General features: G+C 67.0%; 14 protein-coding genes. 5 read left to right on the top strand and 9 right to left on the bottom strand.

The window, feature by feature from the left end:
• The first annotated feature begins 85 nt into the window (after positions 1 to 85).
• Entirely contained in the window at positions 86 to 1,636 is a 1,551-nt protein-coding gene (locus METLW4_RS0110610; protein WP_018266186.1) for a bifunctional ADP-dependent NAD(P)H-hydrate dehydratase/NAD(P)H-hydrate epimerase, read from the top strand.
• A gap of 159 nt (positions 1,637 to 1,795) precedes the next feature.
• Positions 1,796 to 2,314, top strand: coding sequence for a DUF1269 domain-containing protein (locus METLW4_RS0110605; RefSeq protein WP_018266185.1), 519 nt, complete (start codon positions 1,796 to 1,798; stop codon positions 2,312 to 2,314).
• Between the two features lie 42 nt (positions 2,315 to 2,356).
• Here METLW4_RS0110605 and METLW4_RS0110600 read toward each other — a convergent pair whose 3' ends face one another.
• Positions 2,357 to 3,133, bottom strand: a complete 777-nt coding sequence (locus METLW4_RS0110600) for a glycerophosphodiester phosphodiesterase family protein (RefSeq protein ID WP_018266184.1) — start codon at positions 3,131 to 3,133, stop codon at positions 2,357 to 2,359.
• 3 nt (positions 3,134 to 3,136) lie between these two features.
• Positions 3,137 to 3,622 (bottom strand): RidA family protein, encoded by a 486-nt coding sequence (locus METLW4_RS0110595; protein ID WP_018266183.1) that lies wholly within the window; start codon positions 3,620 to 3,622, stop codon positions 3,137 to 3,139.
• Between the two features lie 270 nt (positions 3,623 to 3,892).
• Between METLW4_RS0110595 and METLW4_RS0110590 the strand changes: the two genes are divergently transcribed.
• Positions 3,893 to 4,747: a cell envelope integrity EipB family protein gene (locus tag METLW4_RS0110590; protein WP_018266182.1), complete on the top strand. Its 855-nt coding sequence runs from the start codon at positions 3,893 to 3,895 to the stop codon at positions 4,745 to 4,747.
• Positions 4,748 to 4,810: 63 nt separating this feature from the next.
• Here the strand turns inward: METLW4_RS0110590 and METLW4_RS0110585 are convergent, their stop codons facing one another.
• The 3 genes from METLW4_RS0110585 to METLW4_RS0110575 form a co-directional block, all read right to left on the bottom strand.
• On the bottom strand, positions 4,811 to 5,386 hold the full coding sequence (locus METLW4_RS0110585) for a beta-class carbonic anhydrase (RefSeq protein WP_018266181.1): 576 nt from the start codon (positions 5,384 to 5,386) through the stop codon (positions 4,811 to 4,813).
• A 123-nt stretch (positions 5,387 to 5,509) separates the two neighbouring features.
• Complete coding sequence (locus METLW4_RS0110580) at positions 5,510 to 7,153, bottom strand: copper resistance D family protein (protein ID WP_018266180.1); 1,644 nt, start codon at positions 7,151 to 7,153, stop codon at positions 5,510 to 5,512.
• Positions 7,154 to 7,156: 3 nt separating this feature from the next.
• On the bottom strand, positions 7,157 to 7,528 hold the full coding sequence (locus METLW4_RS0110575; protein ID WP_018266179.1) for a copper resistance CopC family protein: 372 nt from the start codon (positions 7,526 to 7,528) through the stop codon (positions 7,157 to 7,159).
• A 149-nt stretch (positions 7,529 to 7,677) separates the two neighbouring features.
• Between METLW4_RS0110575 and METLW4_RS0110570 the strand changes: the two genes are divergently transcribed.
• Together METLW4_RS0110570 and METLW4_RS0110565 are read left to right on the top strand one after the other, a co-directional pair.
• The gene (locus METLW4_RS0110570) at positions 7,678 to 8,604 is read left to right on the top strand and encodes a glycine--tRNA ligase subunit alpha (RefSeq protein ID WP_018266178.1); all 927 of its coding nucleotides are present in this window, start codon (positions 7,678 to 7,680) and stop codon (positions 8,602 to 8,604) included.
• A 147-nt stretch (positions 8,605 to 8,751) separates the two neighbouring features.
• Entirely contained in the window at positions 8,752 to 9,096 is a 345-nt protein-coding gene (locus METLW4_RS0110565) for a hypothetical protein (RefSeq protein WP_157235052.1), read from the top strand.
• 6 nt (positions 9,097 to 9,102) lie between these two features.
• Here the strand turns inward: METLW4_RS0110565 and METLW4_RS0110560 are convergent, their stop codons facing one another.
• The 4 genes from METLW4_RS0110560 to METLW4_RS0110545 form a co-directional block, all read right to left on the bottom strand.
• Positions 9,103 to 9,660 carry a gamma-glutamylcyclotransferase gene (locus METLW4_RS0110560; RefSeq protein WP_018266176.1) on the bottom strand — a complete coding sequence of 186 codons (558 nt, stop codon included), beginning with the start codon at positions 9,658 to 9,660 and terminating at the stop codon, positions 9,103 to 9,105.
• Between the two features lie 78 nt (positions 9,661 to 9,738).
• Entirely contained in the window at positions 9,739 to 11,037 is a 1,299-nt protein-coding gene (locus METLW4_RS0110555; RefSeq protein ID WP_018266175.1) for a hypothetical protein, read from the bottom strand.
• Between the two features lie 61 nt (positions 11,038 to 11,098).
• Positions 11,099 to 12,133 (bottom strand): hypothetical protein, encoded by a 1,035-nt coding sequence (locus tag METLW4_RS0110550; RefSeq protein WP_018266174.1) that lies wholly within the window; start codon positions 12,131 to 12,133, stop codon positions 11,099 to 11,101.
• Between the two features lie 269 nt (positions 12,134 to 12,402).
• Entirely contained in the window at positions 12,403 to 12,663 is a 261-nt protein-coding gene (locus METLW4_RS0110545; RefSeq protein WP_043332595.1) for a hypothetical protein, read from the bottom strand.
• Positions 12,664 to 12,713: the final 50 nt, after the last annotated feature.

The following is a 12,713-nucleotide window of genomic DNA, read 5'->3' as shown; positions in this document are numbered from 1 at the left end:
CGCAAACGCGTCAAAAAAGCGCGGGTTTCCGCCATAGCGGGGAAAAGGCGTTGCGGAGCGGGGCGGTTTCGCCCACCATCGCGCCATGCCGCTCGGACCCTATCCGCCCGAACTTTTGACCACAGCGCAAATGGCGCGCGCCGACCGCCTCACCATAGAGAGCGGCGTCGCCGGCATGGCGCTGATGGAGAAGGCCGCCGCCGCCATAGCCGCGGCCGCCACCGCCTTTCTGGTGAAGACGGCGGGGCGGCGCGTGCTGGTGCTGTGCGGGCCGGGCAATAATGGCGGCGACGGCTATGTCGCCGCGCGCATATTGCGCAGCCAGCGCTTCAAGGTGCGCGTCGCCGCGCTCACGCCGCCGGACACGCTCAATGGCGACGCGCGCTTGGCCGCGGCGAGCTGGGATGGCCGCGTCGAGGACGCCGCCACTTGCGATTTCAAAGGCGTCGATCTCGTCATCGACGCTTTGTTCGGCACGGGTCTCGCGCGTGATCTGGACGGGCCGACGGCGGAGCTGATCCTGCGTCTCAACGCCTGGCGCGAGGAGACCAAGCAGAAGGTCATCGCCATCGACATTCCCTCCGGGGTCGACGGCACCAGCGGCGCCATTCGCGGCGTCGCCGTGCAGGCCGATTCGACAGTCACTTTCTTCCGTCTGAAATGCGGGCATCTGCTGCTGCCGGGTCGGCTTCGCTGCGGAACAATCTCCTGCGCCCATATCGGCATAAGGTCGAATGTGCTGGAGAAGATCCAGCCGCAGACCTTCGTCAACGAGCCCGCCGCTTGGCGCGACGCTCTGCGCCTGCCCGGCGTCGAGGGCCATAAATATGCGCGCGGCCATGCGGTGGTGGTCTCGGGCGGCGCCTCGCATACGGGCGCGGCGCGGCTCTCGGCGCTGGCGGCGCTGCGCGGCGGCGCCGGGCTCGTCACTCTGGCGACGCCGCAGGAGGCTTTCGCCATCAACGCGCCGGCGCTGACCGCGGTGATGCTGCGCGTCGCCGACGGGCCTGCCGGGCTCGCCGCTCTGCTCGAGGACAAGCGCAAGAATGTCGTCGCTCTGGGGCCGGGGCTCGGCGTCGGCGAGGCGAGCTGCGCTCTGGTCGAGGCCGCGCTCGCGCCGTCGAAGGAGCGCCGCGCGGCCGTGCTCGACGCCGATGCGCTCACCAGCTTCGCGCTCGCGCCCGACCGTCTGCGCGAGGCGATTCGCGCCGCGCCCGGCCCGGTCGTGCTGACGCCGCATGGCGGCGAGTTCGCGCGGCTTTTTCACGGCCAGCGCTGGGAGCGGACGATCAGCGGCGCGCCCATCTCCAAGCTGGAGCGCACGCGCGACGCCGCGCGCGATATCGGCGCCATCGTTATTTTCAAAGGACCGGACACTGTGGTCGCCGCGCCGGACGGGCGCGCGTCCATATTGGCGGAGGCTTCGCCCTGGCTCGCCACCGCCGGTTCCGGCGACGTTCTCACCGGCATTGTCGCCGGCCTGCTGGCGCAAGGCATGGAGCCTTTCGCCGCCGCTTCCTGCGCGGTGTGGATGCACGCCGCCGCGGCGGATGATTTCGGCGCGGGCCTCATCGCGGACGATATCATCGACCGTCTGCCGGCGGCTTGGCGCCGGCTGGTTTCGATTCAGCCCTAGCTCCCTACATAGAGAGAAGCGGAAACGATGCGCGCGGTCGCGCGTTTCGCCGGGTGACGGCGGAGCGCGCATCGTCGTCTCGCATTCGCGCGGTCGTCGCAACGACACGTTCACGCGCTTCAATGAGGATGCGCGTCTACCGACAAGAGGAGAGCTTTCATGTCCGATCTCGTTGTCATCGTCTATCCGACCGAGGCCAAGGCCGAGGATATTCGGCAAAAGCTGTTCGAGCTGCAGAAGGAATATGTGATCGAGATCAGCGACGCCGTGATCGCGGTGAAGGAGCCGAGCGGCCATGTGAAGCTCAATCAGCTCATCAACACCACCGCGGCCGGCGCCGTCAGCGGCACCTTCTGGGGCGCGCTGATCGGGCTCATCTTCCTCAATCCGCTGCTCGGCGCGGCGATCGGCGCGGGCGCGGGCGCGCTCAGCGGCGCGCTCACCGATTACGGCATCAACGACGCTTTCATGAAGCAGCTCTCGGAGACGCTTCAGCCCGGCAACGCCGCGCTCTTCGTGCTGATCCGCAAGCTGACCACCGACAAGCTGCTCGACGCGGTGAAGGGCACTGGCGGCATCGTGCTCAAGACCTCGCTCGACCACAATAAGGAGCAGGCGCTGCGCGACGCGCTCGCCGCGCATGTGTCGACGGCGGTCGCTGCGCCTTCGACGCCTTGAGCCGCTGAGGAACGTGACTCTCTCCCGTGGCGCGGGAGAGAGTCACGGCGCAAATCCCTCGAAGACGATCTGATCGGCGAAGGCGAGAGCGGCCTTCGCCTGTTCCGCGCTGCGCACCGTCCATGTCGTCACCGGAACGCCGAGCTCCTCGCGGCAGCGGCGCGGAATCGCATGCGGCAGATCGGCGACGTTCCAGGAGAGAAAATCCGGCCGCGTGCGCGCGACATGGGAGAATTGCGTGAGTTCCTCCCGTTGCGCGGCGGTGAGAAAGCTCCAGTCCGGCCCTTCGTAAGACGCCTCTGCGACAATGCCGAGCGGAACGCCGGAAATGCCCAACCGATCGAAATGCGCGCGCAATTCGGCGATCGGCGCGGGGTCGAAGCTCTCGATCGCCACGGCTCCGCGATAATGCGCGACGATGTCCGCGACATTGCGCGCGAGGGTGAGATCGCCGTCGAAGCGGCTCTTGATCTCGATGAAGAGCGGAACATTTCCGCCGATCGTCGCGAGAAGATCGCGCAGCGTCGGCACGCCCTCGCGCGTTCCGCGCAAGGTGAGCCGCGCGATCTCGAAATGACTGAGCGCGTCGAGACGGCCCGTCGCATCGGTCAGGCGCTCCAATGTCTCGTCGTGGAAGACGACGACCTCGCCATCGGCGCTCGCCTGCACGTCGCATTCTATCGCGTAGCCGGCGCAGGCGGCGGCGCGCGCCGCCGACAGCGAATTCTCGGCCACGCCTTTCGCGAGATCGTGCAGGCCTCTATGCGCGATCTTATGTTCCGTGAGCCAATGGTAACGATCGCCGCCGCTCTGGCGCATCGGCTACGCCAATATCTCGAAGGTCGCGTCCACCTCCACCGCGGCGTCGAGCGGCAGCTGGGCGACGCCGACGGCGAAGCGCGCATGGCGTCCATTCTCGCCCAGCACGGCGGCGACGAGATCGGAAGCGCCGTTCAGCACTTGCGGAATCTGGCCGTAATCGCCGGCGCTGTTGATGAATCCGCCGAGCCGCAGCACGCGCAGCTTGGCGAGATCGCCGCCCGCCGCGACGGAGGCTTGCGCGAGGAGATTGAGCGCGCAGATTCGCGCCGCCGCCTGGCCGGCCTCGAGCGCGACCGAGGCGCCGAGCTTGCCCTTATGCGCGGGATCGATCGCGCCGCCGGCGCCGACCGGCAATTGTCCCGAGACGAAGACCAGATTGCCGGAGCGCGTCCAGGGCACGTAATTGGCGACGGGAGCCGCCGGGGTAGGGAGGGTTAGACCCAGCGCCTCGAGCTTTTCGAGCGGCGTCTTCGCTGTGTCGGACATCGCGCTTTTCCTTTCCGAATCTCTGAAGAAATTTGCGGCTTTGCCGCCGACCGTAATTTGGCCAAGGTCGGGAGGCAATGCGTCGAGCGAGACTTCGCCTCGACATCTCGCTCGTCCGAGATAGAGTGGACGTCAGCGCGGGCGCCGCGCCGCGACGACCCGCCGGAGCGAAAATAGAGCCCTCCGGCCCCTGTCGTCGTCGACGCGAAGCGCCGGGAGACGCCGGACCCGAAACCAACCAAGAGCGCGACAGAGGGAGAAAGACCCCATATGGCTCAAAAATATCTCATCGGCGCGACGCTCGCCTGCGCCTCCTTCCTCGCGCTCGCCGCCCATGCCGAGACCGCGGCCACTGTGGCGGCCGTCACCGGCCATCCGCAGCTGACGCCGCATCGCGCCGTCTATGATCTGACGCTGGCGCAGGCCTCGGGCAGCAAGGCGCCGACCTCGGCGCGCGGCCGCATCGCCTTCGATTTCACCGGCTCCTCCTGCGAGGGCTGGGTGCAGAATTTCCGCCAGATCACCGAGCTGCAGCCCGCCGAAGGCCCGCCGCGCCTCTCCGACATGCGCTCCGCCACTTTCGAGGCCGGCGACGGCAAGGATTTCCGTTTCCGCATCGAGACCAAGCTCGACAATGTCCAGGCCGAGGACATAGACGGCAAGGCCAAGAAGAAGACCGGCGCCGCGCTCTCGGTCGATCTCGCTCGGCCCAAGCAGTCCCAGCTCTCGCTGGACGGCGGCGCGCTGTTCCCCACCGAGCATCTGCGCCATATCCTCGCCGCGGCCCTCTCCGAGGAGCGCATTCTCGAGGCCAAGGTCTTCGACGGCTCCGGCGACGGCGAGAAGGTCTTCGACACGATGAGCGTCATCGGCCGGCCGACCAGCAGCGTCGTCACCGAAAAAGCCGCGCAGATCAAGGAGCTCGAAGGGCTCAAGCGCTGGCCGGTGTCGATCTCCTATTTCGAGCCGGGCAAGCGCGACGAGCAGCCGGTCTATGTGCTGTCCTTCGACCTCTATGAGAATGGTGTCTCCCGCGCGCTGAAGCTCGACTATGGCGATTTCGCGCTGACCGGCGAGATGACCGAGCTCTCCATTCTGCCGAGCGCGGCCAACTGCAAGATGTGAGGCTTCGGGCCGATCTCTCGAAAAAAGAAAGCCCGGCGCGTCGCGTCGGGCTTTTTCGCTTCATCAGGCGCGGCCGGCCTCGGTCGCCTTGGGGACCTCGATCAGCTTGCCGCTCTTCACATCATAGATGAAGCCATAGATCGGAATATTCTTCGGCGTCAGCGGATTCTCCCGGATGCGCTTCACATCCTGATAGACGCTCTCCTCCTGCGACTCGATGGTGAGCCATTTCACGAAATGGCCGGCCGTGCAGCCGCCGCCATGCTGGGGGTTGGACCATTTCGTTCCGTCGAAGGCCGCGGTCGCCAGGCTGTCGTCGAGAAGATCGGCCATCACCTCGTCGCAGAACAGCTCCATGCCGCAGTCGGAATGGTGGATCACGAACCATTCGAGCGTGCCGAGCAGCTTGTGCGAGATGATCAGCGAGCGAATGGCGTCATCGGAGGCGCGTCCGCCGGCGTTGCGGATCACATGTGCGTCGCCTTCGGAAAGGCCGGCGTATTTGGCCGGGTCGAGGCGCGCGTCCATGCAGGTCAGTATGGCGAAACGCCGCGCCGGCGGCAGAGCGAGCTTCGCCTTGTCACCGAAATCCGCGACATATTTGTCGTTCGCCGACAAGACTTCCGCGAGAATCGTCATTTGTTCCTCCCATTCGGCTTTTCGCCTTTCGGCCCTTCGCCGTTCGCGATTTCTAAGGCGGGGGCTTTCGGGGACCGAAATGCAGAATTTTCATGGAGGCATGAACAATCTGCATAAGCAGAATCACGCTTCCCGATAGGCGAGCAGCATCAGCCCGGCCAGAGTGAAGGCGATGGGCCAGACGATTCCGGCGATGCGCGCGCCGCGGCCCTCGAGGCGTATCTCCAGCCAGCGGGCCGAGGAGGCGAGCAGGCCGACCAGCGCCAGCGGCGTATGCGTGACCTCGATCAGAAATTCTTCCCTTATGTTGGAAAGCCCGTGCGAATGGGCGAGCAGCAGCGCGCCGCCGACGCCGGTGATGAAGGGGAAGGCGAGCGGCGCCCATTGCGCCTTCACGCGCCGCGTCCGCACGCGCCATTCGAAAATACCGAAGCCGATGATGAGCGCGAGGAAGATGCGATGCTGCGCGATCTCGGGATCGCGCAGGCTCTCTATGAGGCCGAGCTGGCCGAGCGGCCAGACCGCCTCGTCGGCGCGCAGGAAGAGAAAGCCGGCGAGGCCGAGCATCAGCATCGGCCAATGGCGCGCGAGCGGAGCGAGGCGACGCCAATGCTCGAGCAGCGCCAGCAGCCCCATGGCGGCGACGAAGAGCCCGGCGATGTGGTGGTTATATTCGGACCAGGCGATGTCCTCGGCGTTGCGCTGCGCGGCGATGACGGCGGCCGCGTCATTCGTCTCGGTCGCGGTCGCTTCCTCGGCGCGCGCGGTCTGGACCTGCGGCAGCGAGACGGAGAGGGTGGAGTGATCCGGGCTCTCGAGCCGCGGCGGCCATTGCGGCGTCAGCCGCTCGACGATCTCGGCGAAGCTCACCCGGTCGCGCGCGAGATCGACGGCCGGCGGCAGCGAGGAGAGCGAGGCGGCGGCGAAGACGACCGTCCAGCCGACGCCGATCTCCACCTCCGCGAAACGGCGCAACCGCGCGAAGGCGGCCCGATCGGCCGGCGAGCGGCGGACGGCGAGGAAATTGAGCGCGCCGAGCGACAGAAGGCCGGCGAAGAGGATTGTCTTGGCGCCCACCATGACGCCATAGGCGGCGCCGTAGAAATTCTCGACGGCGCCGATATAGACGATCGACATGGCGACGCCGCCGGCGGCGATCATCGCCACGGCGATCATGGAGAGATGCGAGAAGCGCAGGCCGATGGCGCGCTGCGCCTCGCCGTCCGGCGCGCGGGCGAGCGCCATGAGGAAATAGGGAATGCCGCCGATCCACAGAGCGACGCCGGTCAGATGCGCGAGCTCCGCGGCGACGAGGCCGGGCGGATTGTCCAGTCGGCTGACGGCGTGCGTGGCGCCGAGCCGCGCGCAGACCAGGGCCGCGGCAAAGGCGGCGAGGGGCAGGGGCCGCGCTGCGCCGCCGCGAATCGCGAAGGCGAGCGCGAGAGACGGCGCCGCCGCCAGCGCATCGGCTTTCACCGCATCGGCGGTGAGCGCATCGGCGAAGGAGAGTTCTAGGGCGCCGACGAGCATGGTCGCGAGCGCCGCGGCGTCGAGAGCGACGAGGCAGGCGAGGGCGATCGCGCTCCAGAAGACGATTCGTCCGGCGCGCGCGGCGATGGGCTCCGCCGCTGCGCCGAGCCGCGGCGCCAGCGGCTCGGCGACGAGCAGCAGAAAGGCGACGCCGCCGACGGCGAGCGACAGCGCTCCCGATATGGAGCCGCGCAGAATGACGCTGAGAAAGCCGTAGATTTCGATGAATTGCTGCATGGCTCAGCGGCCGACGCGAAAGGAGATGTCGCCGCGGGTGATGTGTCCGTCGACGCTCAGCACCTGCCAATGCAGCCGATAGGCGCCGCGCCGAAGATCATGCAGCCCGGCGCGCAGCTCATCGGCGGCGGCGCCCTCCAGCAGCGGAAGCACAGTTCCATGCATGTCCGGCGAGATCAGCAGCAGCCGCGAGCGGCGCGCGTCGATCCGGCAGTTGAATCTCAGCTCCACATCGAGATCGGGTCCGAGGACGATCTGCGCCTCCTGCGGCGTCGATTCCGACAGGACGGCGTGCGCCTGCGCAGGCCTCGCTCCTTCGATCCAAATCGCCGCCGCCGCCCCGCCGATCGCCAAGACGAAATCACGTCCCCTCATTCCAGCCCTGCGCTCCTTTGTCATCGCCGGCAGCTGAACAATAGCGCGGGCGCTCGGATGGCGCGCGGCTTTTTTGCGGGCGCCTCGCCGCGTTGACCGGCGCGCGCGCCGCGACTAGCCTGCCGGCCGCAGCATGAGGATCGATGCAAATGACCGCGCCAGACAGACTTTCTCCCACCCGCTCGTTCCAGGGCCTCATTCTGACCCTGCAGAATTTCTGGGCGGCGCAGGGCTGCGTCATTTTGCAGCCCTACGATATGGAGATGGGCGCGGGCACGTTTCACCCGGCCACCACTCTGCGGGCGCTCGGCCCCAAGCCCTGGAAGGCGGCCTATGTGCAGCCGAGCCGGCGCCCCAAGGACGGGCGCTATGGCGAGAACCCCAATCGGCTCCAGCACTTCTATCAATATCAGGTGATTCTGAAGCCCTCGCCGCCGGATTTGCAGTCGCTCTATCTCGCCTCGCTGGCGGCGATCGGCGTCGACGCCAAGCGGCACGACATCCGCTTCGTCGAGGATGATTGGGAGAGCCCGACTCTCGGCGCCTGGGGATTGGGCTGGGAATGCTGGTGCGACGGCATGGAGATCTCGCAATTCACCTATTTTCAGCAGGTGGCGGGCTTCGATTGCGCGCCCGTCGCCGGCGAGCTGACCTATGGGCTCGAGCGGCTCGCCTGTTATCTGCAGGGCGTCGATTCGATCATGGAGCTGAATTTCAACGGCGGCGACGAGGACCAGGTCACTTACGCCGATGTGTTCCTGCAGGCCGAGCAGGAATATTCACGGCATAATTTCGAGGCCGCCGACACGGAGAAGCTGTTCTCCGACTTCCGCGCCGCCGAGGCCGAATGCCGCAAGCTGCTCGCCTTCGGCGACAGAGGCGAGGGCGAGCGCCATCTGATGGCGCTGCCCGCCTATGATCAATGCATAAAGGCCAGCCACGCCTTCAATCTGCTGGATGCGCGCGGCGTGATCTCCGTCACCGAGCGGCAGAGCTATATTCTGCGCGTGCGCGAATTGGCGCGCGCCTGCGGCGCCGCCTGGCTGCGCACGGAGGGCGGCTCAGCGGCCGCCTGATCGTTCAGAACCACGAAGCGTTTGACAAAAGTTCCTTTTATGTTCTAAATTTGTTCTCGTCTTTCTTCGAGGTTTTTCGTGAGGGGCGTGATGTTCGTGGTCGATCGAATCCAGGGCCGGGACGGAAGGCCGGCGGCCGAAGCGTCCGTGGTCATTCGCGGAGGCGGACTGGCGGCGCTGCGTGCGACGCCTCTGCGCGAGCGCTTCTATTCCTGGCGCGCCGGCCGCGGCGAGCGCTATGTCTGCACGATATTTTCGGCGGAGGAGGAAGCGCTGGTGGCGGGCTTCGCCCGCGCCGTCGTCATCGGCGTGGCGCGCGAGGGCGCGGAGCGTCGGCCGGTCTGCGTGCTCTCGACCGAGGAATTCGATGCGCCGAGCGGCCGTCTCGCGCGCGCGGCGGCCGTCGCTCTCGGCGTGAACGAATGGCATGTGCGCTTTTGCGCTCTGCCGGTCGAGGTCGCGCGCCACCTCGCCAAAGCCTTGCTGAACTGAGCCTGCTCAGGCGCTCTCGGCGAGGGAGGCCGTCGGCGCCGAGAGCCGGCGCACGATCTCGGCGAGGGCCGGATCGTGAATGTCGAGCTGCTGGAGATGCTCATGCGTGTTGCGGACGTAGGATGGATTGTCGCCCGAGGCGCCGACGCCGCCTTCCACGAGCCGCGTCATCTCGTCGATCGACAGGCGCCCGGCATATTGCTCATGCGCGCGATCGACGATGAAGGCGAGCGCGCGGGCGGAGCCGCCCTCGGCGAAGCGCAGACCCACATTGCGCTCGACATAGACTGAGGTCACGAGCTCGCGCGCGCGCAGATAAGCGATCGTCTCCTCGCGCGCCGCTCCGGCGACGCGAAAGGCGACGCCGAGGCAGGAGCCGCCATAGTCGAGGCCGAGCACGAGGCCGGGGCGCTCCCGCGTGCCGCGGTGGACATGGGAGAAGACGCAGAGCGATCGGTGATAGCCATGCACCCAGGCGAGGGCGCTCTCGAGAAATTCGAAGCCCGGCCGCCACATCAAGGAACCATAGCCGAAGACCCAGAAATCGCCGTCCATCGTCGCCATCGGTCGCAAGCCCTCCTTTCGCGCTTCAAATCCCTCGATTCGGCCGCTCGCCGGAGCGTCTCGCCGAGCCTGCGCCGCTCACAGCCGGTGATCCTCGATCGTCGCCAGCAGCAGCACGGCGATGCTCCACACGATGGCGAAGGCGAGGAAGATCAGCAAGGGGTAAGTCAGGCGGTGCGGATAGCGCGAAATCTCCGGCGTCGCCGGCGGAACGAAGACGGTCAGATAGATGCTCTGCCGATTGGCGCGCAATTGCGCGCGGTCGAGATCGGCCTTGGAAAGGGCGTAGAAGCGCTCGGCGAGCGCCTTGCGAACCTCGAGCTCCTCGAATTTCGCCAGAATGCCCGAGACGGTGGAGCCGGAGGAGCGCGCCCCGTCGTTGGAGGTGAGCTTGCCCTTCAGCTCCTTGATCTGCTTTTCCGCGGAGTCGAGCTGCTCGCGCAGCACGCGCACCGTCGGCGCCTCTGGCGACAATTCATGCGCGGCGACGAAAAGCTCGCTCTCCAGCCGGATCTTCTGCGCGACCAGCGGCGCCAGCAGCTTGCCGATCTCGGTGCCGGTCAGGCTGGGGTCGATGACGCCGAATTCATCGCGGAACTTGTGCAGATCGGACAGCGTCGCCTGCACCGCCTCGAAGGAGCGGCGCACGTCTCTCTCCGCCATTGCGGTGGCGTCGCGGCGCGCGCGCTCGGAGATGCGATTGACCAGCGCCTCGCTCGCCGCGACGATGGCGTTGGCGAGCGCATAGGCGTCCTCCTTGCGGAAGGCGCGGACATTGACGGTGACGAGGCTGGAGTTGGCGTCCACCGTGGTCTCGACCATGGATTGCCAATAGTCGGTCAGCTGCTCCATCGTCGCGTTGCGGCGCAGCCGTGCCCAGAAATCGGCCTCCGGCCGGCGGTAGATGGCGCGCAGGTCGAGCTTGGCCATCACATCGCTGACGATCGCGCGGCTGCGGATGTAGCTGGTGACGATATAGGCGTTCTGCCCGGACGGCGTGAAGGTGAAGGCCGCCGACTCGCCCTTGGGCGTCGCGACGGCCTCCAGCTCGATCGCGCGCACCGCGAAGCGCGTCTCGACCGCGAATTGATCGGCGGCGAAAAAGGCGAAATAGACGCTGGCCGCGAAGGACGGAACCAGCACCAAGGCGATGAAGCTCAGCCACAGCGGCGGAATGCGCGTGCGGCTCTCGAGCGCGCGATTGGCCTCCGTCGCGATCCGCTCGACCTGGACGACGATCTGGCGCGCAGCCTCCGGCGCATGGGCGAGCGGCCGCAGCCATCCGGCCGGGACCAGCGCTCGCGCGGGCTTCGGCTCCAGCCTGGGGCTGCGCGACCGCAGACGCTCGTCGTCGAGCGGGGGCTTGGTCTCGATCATCGGCGTCCGCCGGCGATGCGCGCCCGCTGCGGCGCGAGCTTTGCGGCGTCAGAAATCTTCGTCAAAAGGCCTCCTCGATCGCCGCTTTGGCGGTTTGGTAGACTTCGAGGTCCTGCTCCAGCAGCAGATCGACCTCCGGCAGCCGGCGCAGCTCCCGCGCCAGCTCGCCCACCGCCGCGAAATGCGGCAGCGTCGGCAGAACGCCGGGCTCTATGTCGAGCAGGGCCTCCACCTCCTCGAGAAAACGGTCCTGACTCTCGCGCAGCCCGACCACGGAAAAGCTGGCGAGAGCGGCGAGCGCCTTGGCTACGGCGTTCTTGGGCGGCGGCTCGTCCAGCGCCTCGGAGGCGAGCTGCCGCGTCAGCGGATTGGCGAGCGCGCCGATGACGTCGCGCGGCATCGAATCGAAAGCGCGCCGCAGGCCGGAGCCGTCCGGCTCGATCTGCTGCGCGAACTCGATCGCCCGCTGATAGGTGAGCATGTCGCGCGGCCCCAGCAGCTCCTCGCCGAAGCGCGAGACATGCTTGAGCGTCAGCAGTCGCTCGGCGAGCTCGAGATAGGGATCGTGCATCAATATGATGGAATTGAACTTGTCTTGCAGCTGGCCGGAATAGCTGGCGAAGGTCAGGCGGCCGCTGACATAGAGCGAGCTGACGTTCTCCAGCATGAAGACCTGCATCGCGGTCTCGCGGCCATGCCGCTCCACGCCCTTGTGGAAGAACTGAAATCTGTGCTCGACCTTCTCGTCCAGCCGCCACAGCGGGAAGAGATGCGTCTCCAGCCGAAAGACGCGGCGCTGCGTCACTTCCGCGCCATTGCGCCGACGGTAGATCAATATGCCGGATTCGGCCTCGCGAATCTCGAGGCCCTGATTCGAGGCGAGGTCGGGAACGATAGAGCTGTCGACCGTGAAGCCGCAGAGGCCGGTGGCGTGGCGGCCGGCGGCCACCAGCGACGGCCGCCCCTCGCGGCAGGTCAGCTCCGCGATCTGAATGCCGTTCTGCGTTATGCGAAGCGTCGGCGAGGCCGTGTAATCGTCTGGAACGACATAGCCGACGATCTGGTCGCTACGGTCGGCTTCTATGTTGAACAACATGAGCCCAATTCCGTTTCCGGCCTGTCTCGCTCCCGCTGGCGTCCGACGGCGCCCGTCTCTGGCGGAGCGCCGATCGGCGAATCGGCCGCCGCGCGCGCCGTCTCGGCGCGCTGTTTCGCATATGGGCGAGCCCGTCTCAAGCGCTCGGGCTCTCGGCGGGCCGCTGCAGCGGCGCCTTCCTCATAGCCGATTGCTGCGCTGCGGGAAACCGCATGCCGCGCTGCGGCGAAAAATCGCGAAAGCACCCTGTTTTCGTCAGATTTCCGCCATCACCACCAGCCCCGGCCCCAATAGCCGCCGCGCGGCCCATAGCCATAATAGGGATAGTCGTAGCGGGCGGCGCGCCGGTCGGCCGAGCGGTCGAGGTCGACCTGCATCAGGCATTTCGAGAAACCGTCGCTCCCCGGCCTGAAGCCATAGTCTCGGCAGCGGATTTCATCGGCGGCGCGCTGCTCGGCCAGGCTCGTGGTGTTGCAGGCCCCGACGAGGAGCGCCGCGGCCGCCGCGAGCAGCAGCTTGGTGATCGGCATGTCGTCCTCCAATGGGCTTCGTCGAATGGTCTCTCGCAATATAGCCGAGG

The sequence above is a fragment of the Methylosinus sp. LW4 genome, assembly GCF_000379125.1.
GTDB lineage: Bacteria > Pseudomonadota > Alphaproteobacteria > Rhizobiales > Beijerinckiaceae > Methylosinus.
Note: the sequence above shows the minus strand (reverse complement) of the source record. Positions and strands in the feature narration are given on the sequence as shown.

What these genes read in the sequence shown, in the direction of transcription:
- METLW4_RS0110570 (WP_018266178.1), top strand. Translation starts at nt 7,678, where the DNA reads ATGACCGCGCCAGACAGACTTTCTCCCACCCGCTCGTTCCAGGGCCTC.
- METLW4_RS0110555 (WP_018266175.1), bottom strand. Translation starts at nt 11,037, where the DNA reads ATGATCGAGACCAAGCCCCCGCTCGACGACGAGCGTCTGCGGTCGCGC.
- METLW4_RS0110575 (WP_018266179.1), bottom strand. Translation starts at nt 7,528, where the DNA reads ATGAGGGGACGTGATTTCGTCTTGGCGATCGGCGGGGCGGCGGCGGCG.
- METLW4_RS0110545 (WP_043332595.1), bottom strand. Translation starts at nt 12,663, where the DNA reads ATGCCGATCACCAAGCTGCTGCTCGCGGCGGCCGCGGCGCTCCTCGTC.
- METLW4_RS0110585 (WP_018266181.1), bottom strand. Translation starts at nt 5,386, where the DNA reads ATGACGATTCTCGCGGAAGTCTTGTCGGCGAACGACAAATATGTCGCG.
- METLW4_RS0110590 (WP_018266182.1), top strand. Translation starts at nt 3,893, where the DNA reads ATGGCTCAAAAATATCTCATCGGCGCGACGCTCGCCTGCGCCTCCTTC.
- METLW4_RS0110550 (WP_018266174.1), bottom strand. Translation starts at nt 12,133, where the DNA reads ATGTTGTTCAACATAGAAGCCGACCGTAGCGACCAGATCGTCGGCTAT.
- METLW4_RS0110560 (WP_018266176.1), bottom strand. Translation starts at nt 9,660, where the DNA reads ATGGCGACGATGGACGGCGATTTCTGGGTCTTCGGCTATGGTTCCTTG.
- METLW4_RS0110600 (WP_018266184.1), bottom strand. Translation starts at nt 3,133, where the DNA reads ATGCGCCAGAGCGGCGGCGATCGTTACCATTGGCTCACGGAACATAAG.
- METLW4_RS0110610 (WP_018266186.1), top strand. Translation starts at nt 86, where the DNA reads ATGCCGCTCGGACCCTATCCGCCCGAACTTTTGACCACAGCGCAAATG.
- METLW4_RS0110580 (WP_018266180.1), bottom strand. Translation starts at nt 7,153, where the DNA reads ATGCAGCAATTCATCGAAATCTACGGCTTTCTCAGCGTCATTCTGCGC.
- METLW4_RS0110595 (WP_018266183.1), bottom strand. Translation starts at nt 3,622, where the DNA reads ATGTCCGACACAGCGAAGACGCCGCTCGAAAAGCTCGAGGCGCTGGGT.
- METLW4_RS0110605 (WP_018266185.1), top strand. Translation starts at nt 1,796, where the DNA reads ATGTCCGATCTCGTTGTCATCGTCTATCCGACCGAGGCCAAGGCCGAG.